This window comes from Lentzea nigeriaca (assembly GCF_016907955.1).
Classification (GTDB): domain Bacteria; phylum Actinomycetota; class Actinomycetes; order Mycobacteriales; family Pseudonocardiaceae; genus Lentzea; species Lentzea nigeriaca.
This window is the reverse complement of the sequence record NZ_JAFBCX010000007.1, coordinates 371,895-392,568: the sequence shown is the minus strand read 5'-3', so window position 1 is coordinate 392,568 and position 20,674 is coordinate 371,895. Positions and strand designations below refer to the sequence as shown.

Below are 20,674 nucleotides of genomic sequence, written 5' to 3'. Positions count from 1 at the left end.
CCTCCGTGTACGCGGTGTTGCGCGGATGTTAGGCCTGATGACACGGTCCGTCAGCTCCGTGATCGGAATCGTTGCACTCGGCTTAACACTCCCTTTGGATTAACGCTGGATTAACGCCGCGTCAGGCGTCCGACGAGGTCCTGCTCCGCGGCGTCGAAGTACTCGGCTAGCTGCTCGACCGCTTGCTCAACGGTCCCATTGTTCAACAATTCTACGATCCTACGATTCCAGGGCAGGTAGGTTCGATGGAACTCGTCCATCTCGCGAGCGACTCGGAATGCGAGCATGAGCTCGGCGAACAGGCGGTCGGACTCGTCGGTCAGCCGGACGCTGTCCGCGAGTCGGACGATGCCGCGGTGGAACTGGATGTTGGCGGTGCCCGTCTTGCTGAAGTCGTTCTTCTCTGCCCGGGCCACGGCACGGAGGACCGGTGAGCGGACGGCTTCCCGCTGTGCCTCGGTGACGTCGTTCCAGCGCCGCAGCGCGCCGCACTCGATCACCCTGCGGGCGGCGTAGAGGTCGCGCACGTCGTCGGCGGTCGGCGTGCGGACGAACACCCCGCGGCTGTGCTCGTGCACCAGGATCCGGTCTCGCGTGAGCAACCGGAACGCTTCGCGCAGCGTGTTGCGGCTGACCCCGAGCGCGCCGCCGATCGCCTCCTCGCTGAGCCGCAGCCCCGGTGCCAGTTCGCCGTCGAGCACCTGCTCACGCAGCATGTCGGCGACTTTCTGCGCGGTGCTCGCACGCTCCAGGTTGGACTTGTTCTGCGCCAGCGTCGACACCCAGCTCTCAGTCACCTGCCAAGTCTATTTGCAGGATCGTTCGATTGCAGTATCGTCGAATCGTTCAACAATCCTACAATCCAACAAACCGGCAGGTTGGAGGACGGCCATGGACCTGAACGCAGATCTCGGCGAGGGCTTCGGCCAGTGGGCGCTGGGCGATGACCGTGCCCTGTTGAAGGTCGTGACCAGCGCGAACATCGCATGTGGCTACCACGCCGGCGACGCCGACACGATGCGCGAGGTGTGCGCCCTGGCAGCCGAGGCAGGGGTCGCCGTCGGCGCGCACGTCGGCTACCGCGACCTCCCAGGGTTCGGCCGCAGGTTCATCGACGTCGCACCGGACACGCTGACCAACGAGGTCCTGGCCCAGCTGGGAGCGCTGTCGGTGTTCGCGCGTGCCGCCGGAACACGGGTGTCCTACGTGAAGCCGCACGGCGCTCTCTACAACGCCCTGTTCCGCCACGAGGCCCAGGCCGACGCCGTGGTGGACGCGATCCGGCTGTTCGACCCGTCCCTGGCCGTCCTGGGCCCGCCGGGTGCGGTCTGGCTGAAGCGTGCCTCGGTGGCGGGCCTGCGCGTGTGGCACGAGGCCTTCGCCGACCGCGCCTACACCGCCGCGGGAACGCTGGTGCCGCGCGGCGAGCCCGGCGCCGTCCTGCGCGACCCGGCCGAGATCGCTGCGCGGTGCGTCCAGCTCGCGACCGAGGGCTGGGTGCGCAGCGTCAGCGGACGTCCGGTGCGCATCGCGGCCGACTCGATCTGCGTGCACGGCGACACCCCGAACGCCGTGGAGATCGCTCGTGCGGTCCGCGCGGCCCTGGAATCGGCCGGGGTCGCGGTCGGCCGCGTGGAGTCGCCGCTGCGCCACACCCGCAAGGCGGTCTGACCGTCGGACGGGATCTGAGATCTGCGAGGCCTGACTGTCGGATGGCGTTCTGACACCCGCGAGGCGGCCTGACTGTCGGATGGCGTTCTCTGACACCCGCGAGGCGGCCTGATTGTCAGGATGGCGGCCTGACACCGCGAGGCGGCCTGACTGTCAGGAGAGCGTCTGACACCGCGACGCGGGCTGACTGTCAGACCTGCTCGGTACGTTGGGTCGCGGGGGACCCGACACCCAGGGGGACCCCTGCGCGAGCGCGCCTAGCGCACCAGCGCCGCCGCCCCCACCAGCCCGGCCTCGCCAGCCAGCCGAGCGGCCCGCACCTCGAGCCCGGCCAGGTACGACAACCCGGCGTGCGTCTTCAACGCCCTCCGCACCGGGTCGAACAGCAGCTCCCCCGCCTGCGCCACCCCACCACCGATGACCGCGAGCTCCAGGTCGCACACCGCGGCAGCCCCGGCGATCGCCATCCCGACGGCCTGCCCGGCCCGGTCGAACGCCTCGAGCGGGATCTCGTCCCCGGCCAGCGCCGCGGCGGCCAGCACGGCGGCGTCCGCGTCGTCCGGCGCCTGCCACCCTGCCCGTCGCGCCCACGCCACCATCCGGGGCCCACCGGCCACGGTCTCGACGCACCCGCGCCCGCCGCACGTGCAGGGCTCACCGCCGGGTTCGACGACGATGTGGCCGATGTGTCCGGCATTGCCGGTCCGCCCGCCGAACGGCCGTCCGTCGAGCACCAGCCCGCCGCCGACACCGGTCGACACGACCAGCCCGACCATGAACCTGCTGCCCTGCCCGGCCCCGCGCCAGTGCTCGCCCAGTGCCATGCACACGCCGTCGCCAGCCAGTTCCACCGGCACTCCGGGGAACAACGACGACACCGCGGACCGCAGCGGAAACGCCTGCCACGAGGGCACGTTGATCGGCGAGACGGTGCCGGCGACGGTGTCCACGGGCCCGGCGGAAGCGATGCCGACACCGGAGACGGGCTCACCCCGCACCACCGACGACACCACCGACACGACGGCGTCCCAGGGGTCGGAGGTCGGCGTGGGCACCCGCGACGAACGCACCACGGCACCCGAGGGGTCCACCAGGGCGGCAGCGATCTTGGTGCCGCCGAAGTCCAGTGCCAGCACCAGATCAGTCACGGTGGCCCATGTTAACCGGGGTTGATCGCCTCGAGTGCCTGCTCCGCCTGCCACCGGCTGTCGCGGTACGCCTCGCGATCGGTGCTGATGGCCGTCAGCACCGGCACTGCGGCCGCGGCGGGCGGGCCGATCTTCTCCAGCGCGTGCATCAGGCGGTACTTCGCCGACTCGTCCCGCATCCAAAGCTCCGTCTGCTCTGCGGGCAGCGGGAACGACTCGAGCGCGGTGACCAGCGCCGGCACGACTTCGGCTCCGTGTGCGGCCAGGGCTTCCGCCGCGATGATCCACGGGACGCCGGGCACCCCGCCGGTCCGCAGGTCCTCGATCACCGACTCGGCGGTCGCGCCGCCGGTCAGGCGTGCCAGCAACCGACCGGCCAGTCCCTCGTCGTCACGGAACAGGCGGTCGCAGACCTTCACGATCTCGGTCGACTCGGTCTCGATCAACGCGAGAACGGCTTCCTCTCGTTGCTCCGGCGCGCACTCGAGCGCGAACCGGACCAGCTCGGCCTCATCCGGATGCATCATGCACGGCAGCCTATGGATCTTGCCGACTCACCCCGCACCGATTTCGAGCCGGATGACAGGAGAGGTCCTGACCAGCTCACCGGCCGCCACCTTCGCGACCGCCGACCACGAGCCTGGCGTGGCCCACACCGGCGCCGACACCGTGAAGTCGAGCGCCAACCGGCCTTGAGCGGGCAGGAGACCGGACAAGCTGAACGGCCCGACCAGCTCCCAGGTCTCCCGCGGCGACAACATCCACGCCTGCACCGGCAGGTCCCCGTGCGCGCCGGAAGCCAGCACGACCCGCAGCACGGAAGAGGAGCCCGGCGCAACGGACACCACCGCGGGCGACGAAGCCACCCACAGCACCTCGACGGGGTCCTCGAAGTCCCACTCGGGCACGGTCAGCAGCACGACGTCGTAGACCTCGAACGGCAGTCCCTCCAAAGTGGCCAGCACCGGATAACAGCCAGGAGTCCGCGGCGGCACCAATCTCACGTCGGCCGACACGAACCCACCGGCGGACAGCGACACCGGCAACTCGTCCCACGACGCCGACCACCCGTCCGGCAGCGACAACCGGACGACACCCTCGAACGCGTCCCCGTCCGAGACCGCGACCACCCGCAGCCGGGTCGGACCGAGCACCTCCAGGTGCACGTTCGCGGCGAGACCGCCCAACGGCGCCGGCTCGTGCAGCCAGTACCGCCCGAACACCGGCGTGACGGCGGGCGAGGCAGGCCCCAGCGGTGGCCCGGCCACCGACAGCCGCGGGGCCACGTCGGGCAGCGTCCCGTGCGCCGGCGACCGCGTGCCCAGCACGCCCACGAGCGGGGAAGGTCCGAGGTGGTCGACCTCGTGCCACAGCGTGAAGGTCGACGACCCGACCATCTTCTCGCCGACCTCGCTGTGCCAGACCGTCACCGGCCCGGTCAGCCTGGGAGGCTCCAGCACAGGACCGTCCACAGCGACCAGTGACGCGATCGGGTCGTACGTCAGCACGTAGTGCGTGGACGCGATCTCCGTGCCGAAGCCCTGCTTCCAGCCGTGGTCGACGTCGTCCTCGACCAACGAACACGTCCGCCACCCGTGCGGCGGTACGTCGCGCGCCAGGAACGTCACGGTGCTCCCGTCGACCAGCGTCGGCAGGGCCTCACCGTCGTGGGCGACGTGCACGTTGCGAGGAGAAGGCAGGTGCACCGAGACCACGTCGGTGCACGGCAGGTTCAACGGGTTCCACACGATCACCGAAGAGTCCACAGTGGACGTCAACGCCGACAGCGACCGCGAGATGATGTCCGAGTGCAGGTCGAAAGCCTCACGCGGATGCGCCGCCGCAGCCCGCACAAGCGCAGCGGCCGGGTAGGCCGCTCCGGTCAGCCGGGCAGCGTGCGTCGCGAACACCGCCGCGGGTGAGTCGTCGATCGGAGCAGGAGGAACGGGCACCTTGCCGCGAACGTAGTAGTCGCGCGGCAACGAGCAGATGACCCGCGGCCACGTGTAGCGGGACTGCCAGTCGTGGTGGATCTCGGTCGTCCACGGCGACGGCATCGAGTGCGGCGCTCCGACGGGCAGCATCACGTGCATCGCGGATCCCGAGGACCGCAGTGCCAGGAACGACGTGTAGACCGACCGCTCGGCCTCCACCAGTGAGGAAGCCTCCAAGGGCGATCCGGGCGGCAGCGACCAGAGCAACGGCGCCACACCGACCACATTGGACGGAGAGCCGACGACCTCGACCCGTCCCTCGGAGATCAGCCGCAGCAGCAGCGAGCGGTGCTGCGGGAACGTGTCCCAGTAAGGCTGCAGCAACTCCACGGACGTCACGGCGAACCGGTAGGCGGGATCGGTCAGAGCCAGGTCCAGATGAGCGCGCAACACCGGGAAAGGCGCATCGGCCGCCACGTGCCCGACGAGGTGCACGGTCCATCCCGGAGTGCCCACAACCAGCGAAAACGAGCACGATTCCTCACCGTCGGCAGACCGCAGGACGGCCTGAGCGGGCACCACGGCGCCGGGGGAGTGCTCGGAAACGTCGACGGCCACCTCGTAGCCGAACGGTCCCGGCAGCAGCGCCCCGCCGTGCCGCGGCGAGTGCAGGCCAGGTCCGGAGACGTGCGCGTGCACCGGTCCCGCCGACGTAGGCGAGGTCACCCGCACCACCTGCAGCAGCGCGGTCCGAGGCCCGACGAAGAGCTCGGTGGACTCGGCGGCGATCACCGATCGATCGCACCACCGTTCAGTTGCCGACGAAATACCCCGATGGTGGCGTCATCGTTTCAGCATTCGTGTCAAACCCGCAGCCACAGTGGTGGCCAGAATCCACCCCGTCACGATCAGCCCGGACGCGATCCACTGCGACGCACCCGGCGTCTGCCAGCGGTTCTTGTTGCCGAAGTCGACGATCGGCACGACCAGGTCGATCGTGTAGAGCCACGCGTTCCACGGCAGGTGGTCCTGCTCGTTGATCGGCACCAGCGGCCCCTTGAACTGGAACCACATGCTGCCCACCATCCACGCCGCGATCAGCCACCCGAGAGCGCGCGCCGGCCGGTAGCCGTAGCCGACCATCGAACGCTGCAGGAAGCTCCACAGCAGCACCAGCGGGCCGAAGAACCGCATGCCCTCCGCGACCGCGCGGTACCGCAGGCGCTGCTTCTCGATCAGCACCGTCGAGGCGTGTTCCTCGTTGCCCGCCGCGGCGAGCATCTCGGCGAACTGGTCGTACGGGCGCGGCCGGTAGCTGCGCCGCATCGCGTGCCGCAGCCAGCGCAGCCGTTGCGCGACCTGGGCGTCGTCGCGCAGGTCGATCGGATAGGCGAGCGAGTCGTAGCGGAAGTCGTCGAGGTCCATGAACCCCGTGGCGTTCCAGAAGTTCTCGTTGTCGTCCAACGACGTGCAACGCGCCTGCCGCAGCGTCACCAGGCCCTTCGGCGGCGACACGACGTTGAGCATCAGCTCCTGGACCTGCATGCCCATGGCGTTCAACGCGTGGCTGTCGAGCTTGTAGCCGAGTACCGCGCCGTTGAAGTTCGCCATGCGGCCGATGGTCGCGCGACGGCAGCGCACGCCGCCGTGAGCCACGAACTCCTTCTCGCCGCGTGCGCAGATGAGGTCGCGGCCGATCGTCGCGCCGCCGATGTCGAGCGACGGCTTCTCGCGCGGTTGGTGGCGGTACTTGCCGGGCTTGATCAGGCGGCTGCCGCGCAGGTCGAGGTTCGCGCCCACGGTGATGCCGCGCAGCTCAAGGCCACCGGAGATCTCCGACTCGCGCACCACGAAGTTGCTGCCGATCTGCGAGCGGTTGGTCAGCAGCGCGTCGGCGCCGGGATTGTCCACAGTGGCATGCTCGATCGTGATGCTGCCGCGCACGTGCGTGTCGACCATGCGCAGCTGGCCCTTGATCTTCACGCCGCGGCCGACGATGTCGCCGCCGATCTCCGCTCCGTCGACGTGCAGCGCGCGACCCAGCCCGGTCGGGTCGGTGCCCACAGCGGGCGGCGACACGGCGTCCAGGACGGCGTCCGCCACCGACATCGTTCCGCCGACGCGGGCGTTCACGGCGCGGACCGTGCCGTGGCTCGTGAAGCCGCGGTCGAGCTCCAGGTCGCCGGACACGTCGACGCGGTCGAGGATCAGCGTCGCGGACGGGTCGGCGTGCGGGTCGTTGGTCTGCTCGAACACGTCACCGCGCGAGAGCATGGCGCGGCCCAACGACAGCGTCGAGCTGATCCTGGCGTTGGCGAGGAACACCACGCCGTGCGAGGTGAACGCGCCGAGCAGATTGCCCCCGACCTGCATGCCGTTGCCGTTCAACGCGAAGCCGTCGGCGTTCTCCAGCACGGCGCTGCCCAGGTTGACGTTGCCGCCGATGCGGGCGCCCGCGAGGCGCACCTCGCCCTCGGTGTGGATGCCGAACGCGAGCAGCGCGCCCGCCACCGTCAGCCGGTCACCGTGCAGGCACAGCCCGCCGGGAACGCTGAACCTGCTGTCCCGCAACAGGACCGAGCCCGCGATCTCGGCGTCGGTGAGGTCGATCAGGTCGGACACCCTGCAGGCGAGCAGCGAGACGTCGTTGCTGCTGCTGAGGTTGCGCGCTTCGAGTCCCGGCAGATCGCAGTCGGTGAACGAGATGCCGGCGAGGTTCGCCTGCCGCAGGTCGGGGGCCGACTCGAACTGGCAGCGCTCGAACTCGAGCACGTACGGCACCTCGACCGCGCGCAGGTCCAGCACATCGGTGACCACGCGGTCCACCACGCGGATGACGGGCGGCGTGCTCGGCTTGCGCCGAGGCAACCGCCACCCGCCCACTCCGTCGTTCTCCCCCGACAGTCCCCGCAGCACCTCCGCCGCGGCGACTTTCCCCCTCGCCACGCGGCTTACTCCGGGTCGCCAGGACCGTGGTGCGTGGGGTCGAGGACACGGCGCAGGAACGTCTTGGTGCGTTCCTCCTGCGGGTTGCCGATCACCTCGGCCGCAGGGCCCTCCTCGACGATGTAGCCGCCGTCCATGAAGATCACCTTGTCGGCGACCTCACGGGCGAACTGCATCTCGTGCGTCACGACCAGCATCGTCATGCCCTCGTCGGCGAGCTGGCGCATCACGCCGAGCACGTCACCGACGAGCTCGGGGTCGAGCGCCGAGGTCGGCTCGTCGAACAGCATCACCTCGGGGTTCATCGACAGCGCGCGGGCGATCGCCACGCGCTGCTGCTGGCCACCGGAGAGCTGCGCGGGCATCGCGTTGGCCTTCTCCTTCAGCCCGACCCGCTCCAGGTTGCGCAGCGCGACCTCCTGAGCTTCCTTCTCGCCGCGCTTGAGCACCTTGCGCTGCGCGACTGTCAGGTTGTTCAGGACGCTGAGGTGCGAGAAGAGGTTGAACGACTGGAAGACCATGCCGATCTTCGTGCGTGCTCTGTCGATGTCGACGTCAGGGTCGGTCAGCTCGACGCCGTTGACGACGATCTGGCCGCCGTTCGGTTCCTCGAGCAGGTTCACGCACCGCAGCAACGTCGACTTGCCGGAGCCGGACGGACCGATGATGCAGACCACGTCACCGCGGTTGACCGTGACGTCGATGCCCTTGAGGACGTCCAGCGTCCCGAACGACTTCTTCAGTCCGGAGATCTCGACGAAGACCTCGCTCATACGACCGACACCTTCTTCCCGCCGGTGCGACGCTCCAGGTGCCGCGACAGATAACCGAGCGGCAGGGTGATGATCAGGTACAGGAAGCCCGCGATCACGATCGGCGTCATGCCCCGGTACTCGTTCATCGCCTGCCTGCCGAACTGGGTGAGCTCGCGCTCGCTGGCCGCCAGACCGATGACGTAGATCAGCGACGAGTCCTTCGTCAGCATGATGAGCTCGTTGGTGAGCGGCGGCAGGATGATCCGGAACGCCTGCGGGATCACGACCGTGATCATGGTGCGCGGCGCGGACATGCCGAGCGACCGCGCGGCCTCGATCTGGCCCTTCGGCACCGCCTGGATGCCCGCGCGGATCGTTTCGGCCATGTACGCGCCGGCGACGATGCCGAGCGCCAGCATCACCGTGGAGTAGGTGTCGAAGCGCAGCTGGAACGCGGTCGGGACGCCGTAGGCGAAGGCGATGAAGACCAGCAGTGCGGGCACACCGCGGAAGAACTCGATGTAGGCCGTCGCGATCCAGCGGTACGGCCCGACCGAGGAGAGCTTCATCAGGGCCAGCACCAGGCCGAGCGCCAGACCGAAGGCGAAGCCGAGCGCCGAGTAGATGATGGTGTTCTTCAGCGCGACGATGATGATGTTGGGGAAGAGCTTCGCCGCGACGTCGAGGTCGAGGAACGCGTGCTGGATCTTGCCCCAGTCGGCGAACACCGCCATCAGGAGGGCCGCGACGATCAGGACGCCGTACTGCACGCCCCGGAAGACTTTGGCGCGTTGCCGCTTGGACATTGCCATGAGGTGCTACCTCGCGAGCTGAGGTTGGACAAGGAGCAGGGCCGGTGCGCGCGCACCGGCCCTGGGGCAAGCCGGATTACTTCTTGTCCGGCTTCTTGCCGAACCACTTCTCGTAGATCTTGTCGTACTCGCCGTTCTCCTTGGACTTCTTCAAGGTGGCGTTGACCTTGTCGAGGAGGGCCTTGTTGCCCTTCTTCACGCCGATGCCGTACTGCTCACCGGTCTGGAACTCGGTGACGACCTCGAGGTCGGCGTTCTTCTTCACGTAGTCGTAGAGCACGCCGTTGTCGTTGATCGCCGCGTCGACCGCACCGGTCTGCACCGCGGTGAGCTGCAGCGCGAGGTCCTCGAACTCGATGATCGTGTAACCGGCCGCCGCCTCGTTCTTCTTGGCGTACTCCTGGCCGGTCGTCGAGGCCTGAACGCCGATCTTCTTGCCCTTGAGCGCCGCCAGGTCCTTGGAGCCGGCACCCTTCTTCGCGACGAGCGCCTGCGTGGCGTCGAAGTACGGGTCGGAGAAGTCGAAGTTCTGCTTGCGCGTGTCGGTGATGGTCATACCGGCGGCCGCGACGTCGCACTTGTTGTTGTTCAGGTCCTGGCCGGACTGGATGCCCTCGAACGGCGTGTCCAGGATCTCCTGCTTGATGCCGAGGTCCTTGGCCACGAGGTTGACGAGGTCCACGTCGAAGCCGACCGTCTGGCCGTCCTTCTCGAACTGGAACGGCTCGTACGGCAGGTGCGTGCAGGTCGTCAGCGTGCCGCTCTTCACGAGCGGGATGCCGCTGTCCGTGCTCCCGGTGGTCTGCGTGCTCGTCGCGCATCCGGCCACGGCGAGGGCCAAGGCGGGGAGTAGGGCGAGCAAATGTTGCCTGGATCGACGAGCCACTGCGTCACTCCTCGTAATGTCGCGGACGAGTGAACGGGATCCTGCCACTCGGGTGACGTGGTGGACAGCACGTGCGTGTTACAGGCCACGTGCTTGCAATAATTTTGCGTCAAATGACGCCTCGAACCGCAGGATCTTGCGCGAAATGGTCCGTGTCACACAATGTCTGCACTTATTGCACCCGAATGGTAACCAAGTGCGATCGTGTCCTTGATCAGGATTTGATCACGGCGGCGCTGCTCAGCGCCTGCGTGCGGTCAGCAAACCGGCGACCAGCGCCGTCCACCCCGTCTGATGGGTCGCGCCCAGCCCTTCGCCCGTATCGCCGTCGAAGTACTCGCTGAACGTGACGTGGTTGCGCCAAAGCGGTGACTCCGAGGCTTCGATCCGCTTGCCGTCCGACGGGCGCCGCCCGTCGTGGTCTGGCAGGAAGAGCGCGACCAACCGGTCGGAGAGCTCGTCGGCCACCTGGCCGGCGGTGAGCAGGCGGCCGGAGTGCGTCGGCATCTCGACCTGGAACGTGCCGTCGTGGAACGAGCAGACGGTCCTGAGCGCCTCGACGAGCAGCGCGTTGGTCGGCAGCCAGACCGGGCCGCGCCAGTTCGAGTTGCCGCCGAACATCGGCGTGCTCGACTCGCCCGGCTCGTAGCCCATCCGGTGCTCCTGGCCCGCGACGTTGACCTCGAGCCCCTCGCGGTGGGCGGCGCTGAGCGAGCGGATGCCGTGCGGTGAGAGGAACTCGTGCTCGTCGAGCATCCGGTGCAGCACGCGGCGCAGCTTGTGCTCGTCCAGCAACGACACGAACGCACCGCGCTCGCCGTGGAACGTGATGAACTGCCCCAGCTCCGGCCGGCGCTTGAGCAGGTGCTCCAACCGGCTGGTGAACTCGTGCAGCTCGCTGAGCACCCACGGCTCCAGCACCGCCGCCGCGAGGAGCGGGATGAGGCCGACCATCGACCGCACCCGGACCGGTTCGGACTCGACGCTGCCGTCCGGGTGGCGGCGCGAGACCCGGTCGTAGCAGAAGCCGTCCTCGTCGTGCCAGATCCCGCTGCCCGACGACCCGAAGTGCGTGAACGCCTCCGCGATCGACAGGAAGTGCTCGACGAACTTCGTCGCGACGTCCTCATAGGACTCGTCGGTGCGCGCCAGCTCCAGCGCGATCTGCATGAGGTGCAGGCTGTACGCGGCCATCCACGACGTGGCGTCCGACTGCTCCAGCCGCCACTCGCCCAGCATCGGCTCGGACCTGTTGACCGGCCCGATGTTGTCCATGCCGAGGAACCCGCCCTCGAACAGGTAGCTGCCGTCGGCGTCCTTGCGGTTCACCCACCACGAGAAGTTGAGCAGCAGCTTGTGGAAGATCTTCGCGAGGAACTTGCGGTCCTTGCTCCCGTCCGCCCGGTAGACCTGTAACGCCGCCCACGCGTGCACGGGCGGGTTGACGTCGCCGAACTCCCACTCGTAGGCGGGAATCTGGCCGTTCGGATGCATCATCCACTCACGACAGAACAGCAGCAGCTGCTCCTTCGCGAACGCCGGGTCGACCAGCGTGAACGGAACCGTGTGGAACGCGAGGTCCCACGCCGCGAACCAGGGGTACTCCCACTCGTCCGGCATGGAGATCACGTCGGCGACGTCGAGGTGCCGCCAGTGCACGTTGCGAGCCTCCGGCGTACGTCTCGAACTGGGCGCCTCCGGCTTGGTGGGGTCGCCGTCGAGCCAGTCCCGCGTCCGGAACCGGTAGTGCTGCTTGGTCCACATCAACCCGGCCAGCGCCCGCCGGAGCACGTGCTTCTCCTCCGGGTCCGCCTCGGGCGCGATGGCGTCGTGGAACTCGTCGGCCTCCAGCTTTCGCTGGGCCATGGTCTCTTCGAAGCTCGGCCCAAAAGGGTCCGGGTGCCCGTCGCCGCCGCTGAGCCGCAGCCGGATCGCCACCGTCTCGCCGGGCTCCACGGGGTCGAACGAGTACCAGGCCGCGAACTTCGTCCCCGCCGCCCCTTCGTCGTCCGGCCCGACCACCTGACAGGTCGACGTGCTCCCGTGCACCACGTAGTTGCAGATGCCGTCCTTGGTCCACGGCGACGGGTTCCGCTCGGCCCCGAAGAGCGACATCTCGTTGCTCTCGTTGTCCGTCATCAACATCGACGGCACCCCGTCGAGCTGCAGCGTGTACCGCCCCAGGTTGCCGTGGTCAGCAGTCACCTTGCGCCCGGTCGCCGTGCTGGCGATGAGCTGGCACGGCCGCTGGTCCCTGCCCCAGGCCCACGTGTTGCGAAACCACAACTGCGGCAGCAGGTGCAACGGCGCGTCGTCGGGCCCGTGGTTGGTCGCCCTGATCTCGACGCAGATGTCGTCGGTGTCAGCCTTCGCGTAGGTGACCTCGACGTCGAAGAACCGGTTCTCGTCGAGCACCCCGGTGTCCGCCAGCTCGGGCTCGCGGTTCTCCCGCCCGGCGTTGCGAGCCATTTCTCTCAGCCGGCCGTACGGGAACTCCCGTTGCGGGTAGCGGTAGACCACCCGCATCCACGAGTGCGTGGGCGTCCCGTCCGTCACCCACCAGTGCTCCTTGACGTCCTCACCGTGGTTGCCCTCGCTGTTGGTGAGGCCGAAGTACCGCTCCTTCAGGATCGGGTCGTTGCCGTTCCACAGGGCGACGGCGAGGTTGAGGAACCCGTGCACGTCGCAGATCCCCGCGATGCCGTCCTCACCCCACCGGTACGCGCGCGCACGAGCGTGGTCAAAAGGGAACGACGCCCACGCATCACCCTCGGGCGAATAGTCCTCGCGAACCGTCCCCCACTGGCGGCCGGACAGGTACGGCCCCCACAGCCGCCACGGGGAGGTCGGGATCTCCGACTCCGCGAGGCGCGCACGTTCCGCTTGTTCGCCCATCGGCCCAGTGTGCGACACGGGGCCCGGCACCCGGTCGGGCCCACGTCAGGTCTGAGTCATTCCTCACTAAAAGCCGGGGCGAACCTCAGCGCTGAGACGACTGCGCGTCCAGCACCAACGCGACCGCCTCGGTGATCCGAGCCGCGTGCGCCAGGTGCAGCCACTCGTCCGGCACGTGGCAGTTGGAGTCGGGCCCGACCGCGCCCGTGACCAGGAACTGAGCGTCCGGGTAGGCCTCGTGCAGCAGTCCCATGAACGGAATCGACCCACCGAGCGACACGGTCCGCCAAGGCGCCCCGAACACCTCCTTGCCGGCGTCGTCCAGGGTCGCCGACAACCACGGCGCCAGCTCCGGCGCGTTCCAGCCGTCCGCGGCCTCGATGCGGGAGAGCTCCACGGTCGCGTTGTAGGGAACGTCCGTGGTCAGCCGCTCCCGGACCGCCTCCAGGGCGGCAGCGGAAGAGGCCGTCGGCGGCAGCCGGAACGAGAGCACCAGTGAGGTGAACGGCCGCAGCACGTTGCCCGCGTCGTCCGGCGACGGCAGGCCGTCGGCGCCTGTGATCGAGAGCGTCGGCCGCCACCCGGTGCCCAGCGCCTGCTCCACCTCGTCGGTGGACATCGGCTGCAGGTCACCGACTCGCGGCACCGGGCCCCACAACGCGCCCGGCGCGGCTTCGACGGCCTCGCGGACCTCGGCCAGCCGGTGCGGCGGGATCTCGACGTGCATCTCCGGGACCAGGATCTCGCCGGTGGCGGAGTCCTCGAGCCGGTCGAGCAGTACACGGGCGATGCGGAACGACGACGGCACCATGCCGGACGACATGCCCGAGTGCAGGCCGCCCTCCAGCACCCGCACGGTCAGCGTGACCTGCACCAACCCGCGCAGCGACGTGGTCAGCCACATGCGGTCGTAGTCCGAGCCGCCCGAGTCGAGGCACACGACCAGTGACACCTGGCCCAGGCGTGAAGACAGGTGCTCAAGGTAAGCGGGCAGATCGGGCGAACCCGACTCCTCGCCCGTCTCCAGCAGCACGACGCAACGTGAGTGCGAACCGCCCGCCGCGCGCACGGCCTCGATCGCGGCAATTGCGGCATATCCGGAGTAACCGTCATCCGCGGAGCCGCGGCCGTAGAGACGTCCGTCACGCAGTACCGGGGTCCACGGGCCGAGCCCGGAGCTCCACCCGCCCACCGGCGGCTGCTTGTCCAGGTGTCCGTAAAGCAACACCGTGTCGTCGCCCGCGTTGCCGAACGCCGGCACGTCGACGAGCAGAAGCGGCGTGCGTCCCGCCAGTTGGACGACCTCGAGCACCGCACCGGGCAGTGAGCGGGAGGCGATCCACGCGCGCACGTGCTCGATCGCGGCGGCCAGTTCGCCGTGTTCCTCCCAGGCGGGATCGAACGCGGGCGAGATCGCCGGCACGGCGACGAGCTGAGACAGGCTCGGGACGATGTCGTCGTCCCAGAGCGTCCGGACAGTGCTGGTCACAACTGAGCGGTCCACCTCTCGATCCTGTCACGACTCCGCCTCCGTCCGCGTCCACAACCGTGTCCCTGGAGACCTCCGCAGAAGTTAACGATCGGTAACCGGGACAACGACGTCCGGTAATCGGACGGCGTAGTCGGAGGGCAAAAGGTCGAACCTCCGACTGTTGTCGCTGATCAGAACGTTGACTCGTGTGTTACGAAGTGGGACGGGTCTCACCAACACGGCGGAGGCCGTGTCAGGATGTGGTCGTAAGCCACCGTCAACGCCGACGGATGCCTCCGGCCCCACCAGGGTTGGCGGCGACCGCCGGCGTCGCCGCACGAGGTCGTCACGAGCGATCAGGCGGTCGGAGAGACAGAGGAGAAGGCGCATGTCGTCCCCTGAGCAATGGACGCACCCTGAGCCGGACGCAGCGCCGGCCGCCACTGCCGCAAAACCGACAGCGGAACAGGTGATCGCAGGCTTGCGAGCGACAGACGAGGGTGGCGCCGACCTGGTGCAGCTCCTCACTCCCGAGGGTGAGCGCGTCACGCACCCCGACTTCGACATCGACATCTCGGCGGAGGAGCTGCGCGGTCTCTACCGCGACATGGTCCTCATCCGCCGGGTCGACCGCGAGGCCAACGCGCTGCAGCGCAAGGGCCAGCTCGGCATCTGGGTGCCGCTGCTCGGCCAGGAGGCCGCGCAGATCGGCGCCGGCCGCGCGATGCGCCCGACCGACATGGCGTTCCCCAGCTACCGCGAGCACGGCATCGCGTGGACCCGCGGCGTGCACCCGACGGAGCTGCTGGGCATCTTCCGCGGCACCGACCAGGGCACGTGGGACCCGGTCGAGAAGCGCTTCCACCCGTACACGATCGTCATCGGCAACCAGGTCCTCAACGCGGCCGGGTACGCGATGGGCCAGAAGTTCGACGGCAAGGTCGGCGACGACGACGGCGAAGCCACCATGGTGTTCTTCGGCGACGGCGCGACCTCCCAGGGTGACGTGCACGAGGGCTTCGTGTGGGCGGCGGTCTACGACGCGCCGCTGGTCTTCTTCTGCCAGAACAACCAGTGGGCCATCTCCGAGCCCACCGAGCGCCAGTCGCGCCTGCCGCTCTACCAGCGCGCCCGCGGCTACGGCTTCCCCGGCATCCGCGTCGACGGCAACGACGTGCTCGCCACGCTGGCCGTCACGCGCTGGGCGTTGGACGAGTGCCGCCACGGCAACGGCCCGATCCTGATCGAGGCGTTCACCTACCGCATGGACGCCCACACCACCTCCGACGACCCGACCCGCTACCGGCTGTCGGACGAGCTGGAGCTGTGGAAGCTCAAGGACCCGATCGAGCGGGTCAAGGTCTACCTGGTCCGGCAGCAGTGGGCCGACCAGGAGTTCTTCGCGGGCGTCGAGGCGGAGGCCGACGAGCTCGCCGAGAACCTGCGTGAGTTCTGCGTCAACATGCCGGACCCGCCCGCTCAACGGATCTTCAGCAACGTCTACGCCGAGGGCAACCCCAACCTCGAAGCGCAGCGCGACGAATTCCTCGACTACGTCTCGGGTTTTGCTGGAGGTGAGCACTGATGGCTGCTCCGACCATGGACCGATCCACGACCGCTGCCCCGGCGACCCCGGTGCAGACGCTCACGATCTCCAAGGCGCTGAACATGGGCCTGAGGGCGGCCATGGAGGCCAACCCCAAGGTCATCATGATGGGCGAGGACATCGGCAAGCTCGGCGGTGTCTTCCGAATTACCGACGGTCTGCAGAAGGACTTCGGTGAGCAGCGCGTGCTCGACACGCCGCTCGCGGAGTCCGGCATCATCGGCACCGCCGTCGGCCTCGCGATCCGCGGCTACCGCCCGGTGTGCGAGATCCAGTTCGACGGCTTCATCTTCCCCGGCTTCGACCAGATCGTGTCGCAGGTCGCGAAGCTGCACTACCGCACCCAGGGCAAGATCAAATTGCCCATGGTGATCCGCGTGCCCTTCGGCGGTGGCATCGGCGCCGTCGAGCACCACTCGGAGTCGCCAGAGTCGTACTTCGCGCACACCGCCGGCCTCAAGGTCGTCTCGTGCTCGAACCCGTCCGACGCGTACTGGATGATCCAGCAGGCGATCGACTGCGACGACCCGGTGCTGTTCTTCGAGCCCAAGCGCCGCTACTACGAGAAGGGCGAGGTCGACACCACGGCCCAGCCCGGCCCGCTGTTCAAGTCGCGGGTTCTGCGCACCGGCACGGACGCGACGCTCGTCGCGTACGGCCCGATGGTCCGCACGGCACTCGACGCCGCCACCGCGGCCGCGGAGGACGGCACGTCGCTGGAGGTCATCGACCTGCGCACGCTGTCGCCGCTCGACCTCGCGCCCGTGTTCGAGTCGGTGCGCCGCACCGGCCGTCTGGTCGTCGTGTCCGAGGCGCCGTCCGAGTCCTCGATCGCCAGTGAGATCGCAGCCAAGGTCCAGCAGGAGTGCTTCTACTCGTTGCAGGCACCGGTGCTGCGGGTGACCGGTTTCGACACCCCGTACCCGCCGTCGAAGCTCGAGGAGGAGTTCCTCCCCGACCTCGACCGGGTGCTGCACGCCGTCGACCGCTCTCTCGCCTGGTAAGGGGAACAACGGAAATGCCGCAGTACAAGCAATTCCCCCTGCCCGACACGGCAGAGGGGCTGACCGAGGCCGAGATCCTCACCTGGCACGTCAAGCCGGGTGACACCGTCACGGTCAACCAGATCATCGTCGAGATCGAGACGGCCAAGGCCGCCGTCGAGCTGCCGTGCCCGTGGGCCGGTGTCGTGACCGAGCTGCACGCCGAGCCCGGCCAGACCGTCGAGGTGGGCGTCCCGATCATCACGATCGACACCGACCCCGGTGGCGCCGCCGCACCCGTTGCTCCGGCGCCCGCTGCCGCCGAGGCGAACGGCACCTCGTCCGGCAAGATCGGTGAGGAGATGCCGGGCGGACGCATCGCGACGCTCGTCGGCTACGGCCCGAAGTCCGGCACGGCCAAGCGTCGTGCGCGCAAGGACACGGCTGCTCCTGCCGCCGTTGCCGCTCCCACTCCGGTCGTGGCGCCGGAACCCGTTGCGGCGCCTGCTGTTCCGGCTCAGGCTCCCGGTGGCTACGTGCCGCTGGCCAAGCCGCCGGTGCGCAAGCTGGCCAAGGACCTCGGTGTCGACCTGTACGCGCTCACGGGCTCCGGTCCGGACGGCGTGATCACCCGCGAGGACGTCGAAAGCGCCGTCGCCGCACCGACCCCCGTCGCCGCACCGTCCTATGTGGACAACGGCTCGCGCGAGCGCAGGGTCCCGATCAAGGGCGTCCGCAAGGCCACCGCGCAGGCGATGGTGGACAGCGCGTTCACCGCACCGCACGTCACCGAGTTCCTGACGGTCGACGTCACGCCGATGATGGAGCTTCGGGCCCGCCTGAAGAACCACCCGGAGTTCCGCGGCGTGAAGCTGACGCCGCTCGCGTTCTGCGCCAAGGCGGTCGTGCTGGCCACCCGCCGCACGCCGGACGTCAACGCGACGTGGGACAGCGCCGCGAACGAGATCGTCTACAAGGACTACGTCCACCTGGGCATCGCGGCTGCCACACCGCGCGGCCTGGTGGTGCCGAAGGTCCGCGACGCCGACCGGATGTCGTTGAAGGAACTGGCGATCGCGCTCGACGAGCTCGCCGCCGTCGCCCGTGACGGCAAGACCGCACCGGCCGACATGATGAACGGCACCATCACGATCACCAACGTCGGCGTCTTCGGCGTCGACACCGGCACGCCGATCCTCAACCCCGGCGAGTCCGCGATCCTCGCCCTGGGCGCGATCCGTGACATGCCGTGGGTGGTCGACGGCGAGATCAAGATTCGCAAGATCTGCCAGCTCGCGCTCTCCTTCGACCACCGCGTGGTCGACGGCCAGCAGGGCTCGCAGTTCCTGGCCGACGTCGGCGCGCTGCTGGCCGACCCTGGCTTCGCGATGACCTACTGAGCGAACTCGTGACGCGAGGCCCCTGCACTCGGGTGCGGGGGCCTTCGCGCTTCTCAGTCCCTGTGCTTCAGCGCGGAGATGGTCAACCCGGTCGCCAGGGCCACGCCGCCGACAAGTGCCATGGCCACGCCCGTGATGTTTTCCAGGCTGGAGTGTGGGCCCGGCGCGAAGTTGACCGCGTAAATCGACGCGATTCCCGCGCCTGCGATCACGCCACCAATCGAGTTGAGCGCTGTCTCCACGACCGACTTCCGGGCACGCTGCAGTCCGAGTCGCGCTGCGGATTCCTTCACGTGGCTGTCGTCAACCGTTCGCAAGTTCGCTCGCCGGGCGATGCGAATCGACTCCTGTCCGACGTCCCCGAGAAAGGCTGCGTGTGCGGTCTGCAGAGCGGATACCGCATGTGGACTCAGCGTCATCACGTTGTTGGGGTCGCGGGACAGTTCTGAACTGATCAGCTGTGCCGCATTGGTCAGATTGCTCGGCACGCTGGTGTTCGTCGCAGGGGCGGAGGGTACCTGAACTGACTGCGCGGGCGACGTCGTTTGTGTGTTCACCTGCCCCCTCCGGGCGTTGGCGGCTTCTGGGCCTCAGCTGGGTAGGCGTCGAGAAACGCCTGTTCACGAGCGGCCGATCCGATGATCTCGCGCACGCCGGGGTCGGGTATGTCCGCGAGCTCCAGCCGCTCCTCCGCTCGCGGCTTCCGGGTGCGCGAGCTCCGGAAGTAAAGGGTGGTGGCAGCGATGCTGACGACGCCGATTGAGCCCGCCAGCACAGGGATGAAATCGAGGAGCGAAACAACCCGGCTGAATGCGGAAATGTCGGCAAGTGCGGCCAGTGATGCGGTCAGGAAGGACAGGGCCGCAGGGGTGGCGGTCAAGATGAACTTGAATGCAGATTCTCTGCGGTCCTTGGAGCTGTCCGCTCTTGGGGGCATGAAATAAGCTTCTTCGGTCGCAGCAGGCTTGCGAGCGACGCGACGTTTGCGAGTGCGCGCCATCGCTCAACCTCCGCATTTTCCGGACATGTTCGACCAACGTGTCATCGGGCGATCTTGGTGGCCTGTTACAAGTGTGCCCTTGAGTTGTGCGATTCCACGATCGGTGGAATCGCGGCCTTGCGTCGGCGTCTCCCCGTCCAAGGTGCGTCTTCGCTGCTCAGCCACCCGGTCGGTTGATCGGGTTTGACTCTCCAGTCACTGGAGGGTTCAGAGTTGTCCCCGTGACGCGCTACCAGATCGGCGAGCTGGCCAAGATGACCGGCCTCACCGTCCGAACGATCCGGTTCTACTCCGACCAGGGCCTCATCCCGCCCACCTCGAGAACGGTCGGCGGCTACCGGACCTACGACAGTGAGGCGGTCGCGAAGCTCAAGCTGGTCCGCACGCTCAGGGATCTGGGCGTGGACCTGCCGACAGCCGGGCGGATTCTCGCCCGCGAGGTGACGGTGACCGACGTGGCGCGGGCACATGCGGAAGCGATCGACGCGCAGATGAAGACGTTGCGGCTGCGCCGTGCCGTCCTGCGCGCCGTCGCCAAAGGAGGGGAGATGGAACTGATGAACGAGTTGGCACGGATGTCGGACGAGGAGCGCCAGCGCATCCTCGACGACTTCTTCGAGGAGGTGTTCGGGCCCTACGAGCTGGATCCGCAGTTCGAGCAGCACATGCGGTCCGTGCGGATCGAGCTGCCGGACGATCCGACGACCGAGCAGCTGGAGGCCTGGGTCGAGCTCGCGAAGCTCGTGCAGGACCCGGACTTCCGCGCGTCGGTCAAGCGGATGTCGCAGCAGCACGAGGAACGGCGTCGCGACGGCGTGGACATGAGCCCGCCGGAGAACAACCAGTTGGAGGCGTTCAACTTCGCGATCGCCCAGGCGCGGGAGGCTCTCGAGGCCGGTATCGCGCCGGAGTCCGAGGCGGCCCGGGAGATCGTGGACCGCGTGAACGCCAACTGGGCGGAGGCGCTGGGCGTGCCGAACGACGAACGCGTCGTCGAGCGGCTGCGCACGTTCTCCGACTTCGCGGACCCGCGTGCCGAGCGCTACTGGGTGCTGATCGCCAAGATCAACGGCTGGCCCGCCATGCCGGACCACTCACGTGAGCGTGCCTGGCTGCGCGCTGCCGGACAGCCGTTCGGCTAGACCACTTCGCGACGGGAACCGGCTG

General features: G+C 68.5%; 17 protein-coding genes. 5 read left to right on the top strand and 12 right to left on the bottom strand.

Annotated features, from left to right (window positions below):
* Positions 1 to 110: 110 nt before the first annotated feature.
* The gene (locus tag JOD27_RS26480; RefSeq protein WP_204764953.1) at positions 111 to 797 is read right to left on the bottom strand and encodes a GntR family transcriptional regulator; all 687 of its coding nucleotides are present in this window, start codon (positions 795 to 797) and stop codon (positions 111 to 113) included.
* A 94-nt stretch (positions 798 to 891) separates the two neighbouring features.
* Here JOD27_RS26480 and JOD27_RS26475 point away from each other — a divergent pair, with 94 nt between their 5' ends.
* Complete coding sequence (locus JOD27_RS26475) at positions 892 to 1,671, top strand: LamB/YcsF family protein (RefSeq protein ID WP_204764952.1); 780 nt, start codon at positions 892 to 894, stop codon at positions 1,669 to 1,671.
* A 257-nt stretch (positions 1,672 to 1,928) separates the two neighbouring features.
* Here JOD27_RS26475 and JOD27_RS26470 read toward each other — a convergent pair whose 3' ends face one another.
* From JOD27_RS26470 to JOD27_RS26430, 9 genes are all read right to left on the bottom strand, one after another.
* Entirely contained in the window at positions 1,929 to 2,819 is an 891-nt protein-coding gene (locus JOD27_RS26470; protein ID WP_204764951.1) for an ROK family protein, read from the bottom strand.
* A gap of 11 nt (positions 2,820 to 2,830) precedes the next feature.
* On the bottom strand, positions 2,831 to 3,346 hold the full coding sequence (locus JOD27_RS26465; RefSeq protein WP_204764950.1) for a hypothetical protein: 516 nt from the start codon (positions 3,344 to 3,346) through the stop codon (positions 2,831 to 2,833).
* 27 nt (positions 3,347 to 3,373) lie between these two features.
* Positions 3,374 to 5,545: an NEW3 domain-containing protein gene (locus tag JOD27_RS26460; protein ID WP_204764949.1), complete on the bottom strand. Its 2,172-nt coding sequence runs from the start codon at positions 5,543 to 5,545 to the stop codon at positions 3,374 to 3,376.
* A 51-nt stretch (positions 5,546 to 5,596) separates the two neighbouring features.
* Positions 5,597 to 7,699: a hypothetical protein gene (locus JOD27_RS26455; protein ID WP_204764948.1), complete on the bottom strand. Its 2,103-nt coding sequence runs from the start codon at positions 7,697 to 7,699 to the stop codon at positions 5,597 to 5,599.
* A gap of 5 nt (positions 7,700 to 7,704) precedes the next feature.
* Positions 7,705 to 8,472 (bottom strand): amino acid ABC transporter ATP-binding protein, encoded by a 768-nt coding sequence (locus tag JOD27_RS26450; protein WP_204764947.1) that lies wholly within the window; start codon positions 8,470 to 8,472, stop codon positions 7,705 to 7,707.
* Positions 8,469 to 9,266: an amino acid ABC transporter permease gene (locus JOD27_RS26445; RefSeq protein WP_204764946.1), complete on the bottom strand. Its 798-nt coding sequence runs from the start codon at positions 9,264 to 9,266 to the stop codon at positions 8,469 to 8,471. Before JOD27_RS26445 ends, JOD27_RS26450 begins: the two co-directional genes overlap by 4 nt.
* A gap of 76 nt (positions 9,267 to 9,342) precedes the next feature.
* Positions 9,343 to 10,152 carry an ABC transporter substrate-binding protein gene (locus JOD27_RS26440; RefSeq protein WP_204764945.1) on the bottom strand — a complete coding sequence of 270 codons (810 nt, stop codon included), beginning with the start codon at positions 10,150 to 10,152 and terminating at the stop codon, positions 9,343 to 9,345.
* 240 nt (positions 10,153 to 10,392) lie between these two features.
* Positions 10,393 to 13,047 carry an MGH1-like glycoside hydrolase domain-containing protein gene (locus JOD27_RS26435; RefSeq protein WP_239568763.1) on the bottom strand — a complete coding sequence of 885 codons (2,655 nt, stop codon included), beginning with the start codon at positions 13,045 to 13,047 and terminating at the stop codon, positions 10,393 to 10,395.
* An 85-nt stretch (positions 13,048 to 13,132) separates the two neighbouring features.
* The gene (locus JOD27_RS26430; protein WP_204764943.1) at positions 13,133 to 14,551 is read right to left on the bottom strand and encodes a M20/M25/M40 family metallo-hydrolase; all 1,419 of its coding nucleotides are present in this window, start codon (positions 14,549 to 14,551) and stop codon (positions 13,133 to 13,135) included.
* Between the two features lie 355 nt (positions 14,552 to 14,906).
* Between JOD27_RS26430 and pdhA the strand changes: the two genes are divergently transcribed.
* The 3 genes from pdhA to JOD27_RS26415 are packed head-to-tail and all read left to right on the top strand — an operon-like array spanning position 14,907 to position 18,507.
* Positions 14,907 to 16,103 carry a pyruvate dehydrogenase (acetyl-transferring) E1 component subunit alpha gene (pdhA, locus tag JOD27_RS26425; protein WP_204764942.1) on the top strand — a complete coding sequence of 399 codons (1,197 nt, stop codon included), beginning with the start codon at positions 14,907 to 14,909 and terminating at the stop codon, positions 16,101 to 16,103.
* Positions 16,103 to 17,128, top strand: a complete 1,026-nt coding sequence (locus JOD27_RS26420) for an alpha-ketoacid dehydrogenase subunit beta (RefSeq protein ID WP_204764941.1) — start codon at positions 16,103 to 16,105, stop codon at positions 17,126 to 17,128. The genes pdhA and JOD27_RS26420 overlap by 1 nt, the downstream gene beginning before the upstream one ends.
* Positions 17,129 to 17,142: 14 nt before the next feature.
* Complete coding sequence (locus JOD27_RS26415; RefSeq protein WP_204764940.1) at positions 17,143 to 18,507, top strand: dihydrolipoamide acetyltransferase family protein; 1,365 nt, start codon at positions 17,143 to 17,145, stop codon at positions 18,505 to 18,507.
* Between the two features lie 53 nt (positions 18,508 to 18,560).
* On the opposite strand, the gene JOD27_RS26410 is transcribed toward JOD27_RS26415, so the two are convergent.
* Positions 18,561 to 18,995 (bottom strand): hypothetical protein, encoded by a 435-nt coding sequence (locus JOD27_RS26410; RefSeq protein ID WP_204764939.1) that lies wholly within the window; start codon positions 18,993 to 18,995, stop codon positions 18,561 to 18,563.
* Between the two features lie 65 nt (positions 18,996 to 19,060).
* Positions 19,061 to 19,507, bottom strand: a complete 447-nt coding sequence (locus tag JOD27_RS26405; protein ID WP_204764938.1) for a hypothetical protein — start codon at positions 19,505 to 19,507, stop codon at positions 19,061 to 19,063.
* Between the two features lie 221 nt (positions 19,508 to 19,728).
* Here JOD27_RS26405 and JOD27_RS26400 point away from each other — a divergent pair, with 221 nt between their 5' ends.
* The gene (locus tag JOD27_RS26400) at positions 19,729 to 20,649 is read left to right on the top strand and encodes a helix-turn-helix domain-containing protein (protein WP_204764937.1); all 921 of its coding nucleotides are present in this window, start codon (positions 19,729 to 19,731) and stop codon (positions 20,647 to 20,649) included.
* Positions 20,650 to 20,674 lie beyond the last annotated feature (25 nt).

Coding starts and splice junctions, on each gene's coding strand:
- JOD27_RS26415 (WP_204764940.1), top strand. CDS start 17,143: ATGCCGCAGTACAAGCAATTCCCCCTGCCCGACACGGCAGAGGGGCTG.
- JOD27_RS26465 (WP_204764950.1), bottom strand. CDS start 3,346: ATGATGCATCCGGATGAGGCCGAGCTGGTCCGGTTCGCGCTCGAGTGC.
- JOD27_RS26405 (WP_204764938.1), bottom strand. CDS start 19,507: ATGGCGCGCACTCGCAAACGTCGCGTCGCTCGCAAGCCTGCTGCGACC.
- JOD27_RS26435 (WP_239568763.1), bottom strand. CDS start 13,047: ATGGGCGAACAAGCGGAACGTGCGCGCCTCGCGGAGTCGGAGATCCCG.
- JOD27_RS26450 (WP_204764947.1), bottom strand. CDS start 8,472: ATGAGCGAGGTCTTCGTCGAGATCTCCGGACTGAAGAAGTCGTTCGGG.
- JOD27_RS26445 (WP_204764946.1), bottom strand. CDS start 9,266: ATGGCAATGTCCAAGCGGCAACGCGCCAAAGTCTTCCGGGGCGTGCAG.
- JOD27_RS26475 (WP_204764952.1), top strand. CDS start 892: ATGGACCTGAACGCAGATCTCGGCGAGGGCTTCGGCCAGTGGGCGCTG.
- pdhA (WP_204764942.1), top strand. CDS start 14,907: ATGTCGTCCCCTGAGCAATGGACGCACCCTGAGCCGGACGCAGCGCCG.
- JOD27_RS26420 (WP_204764941.1), top strand. CDS start 16,103: ATGGCTGCTCCGACCATGGACCGATCCACGACCGCTGCCCCGGCGACC.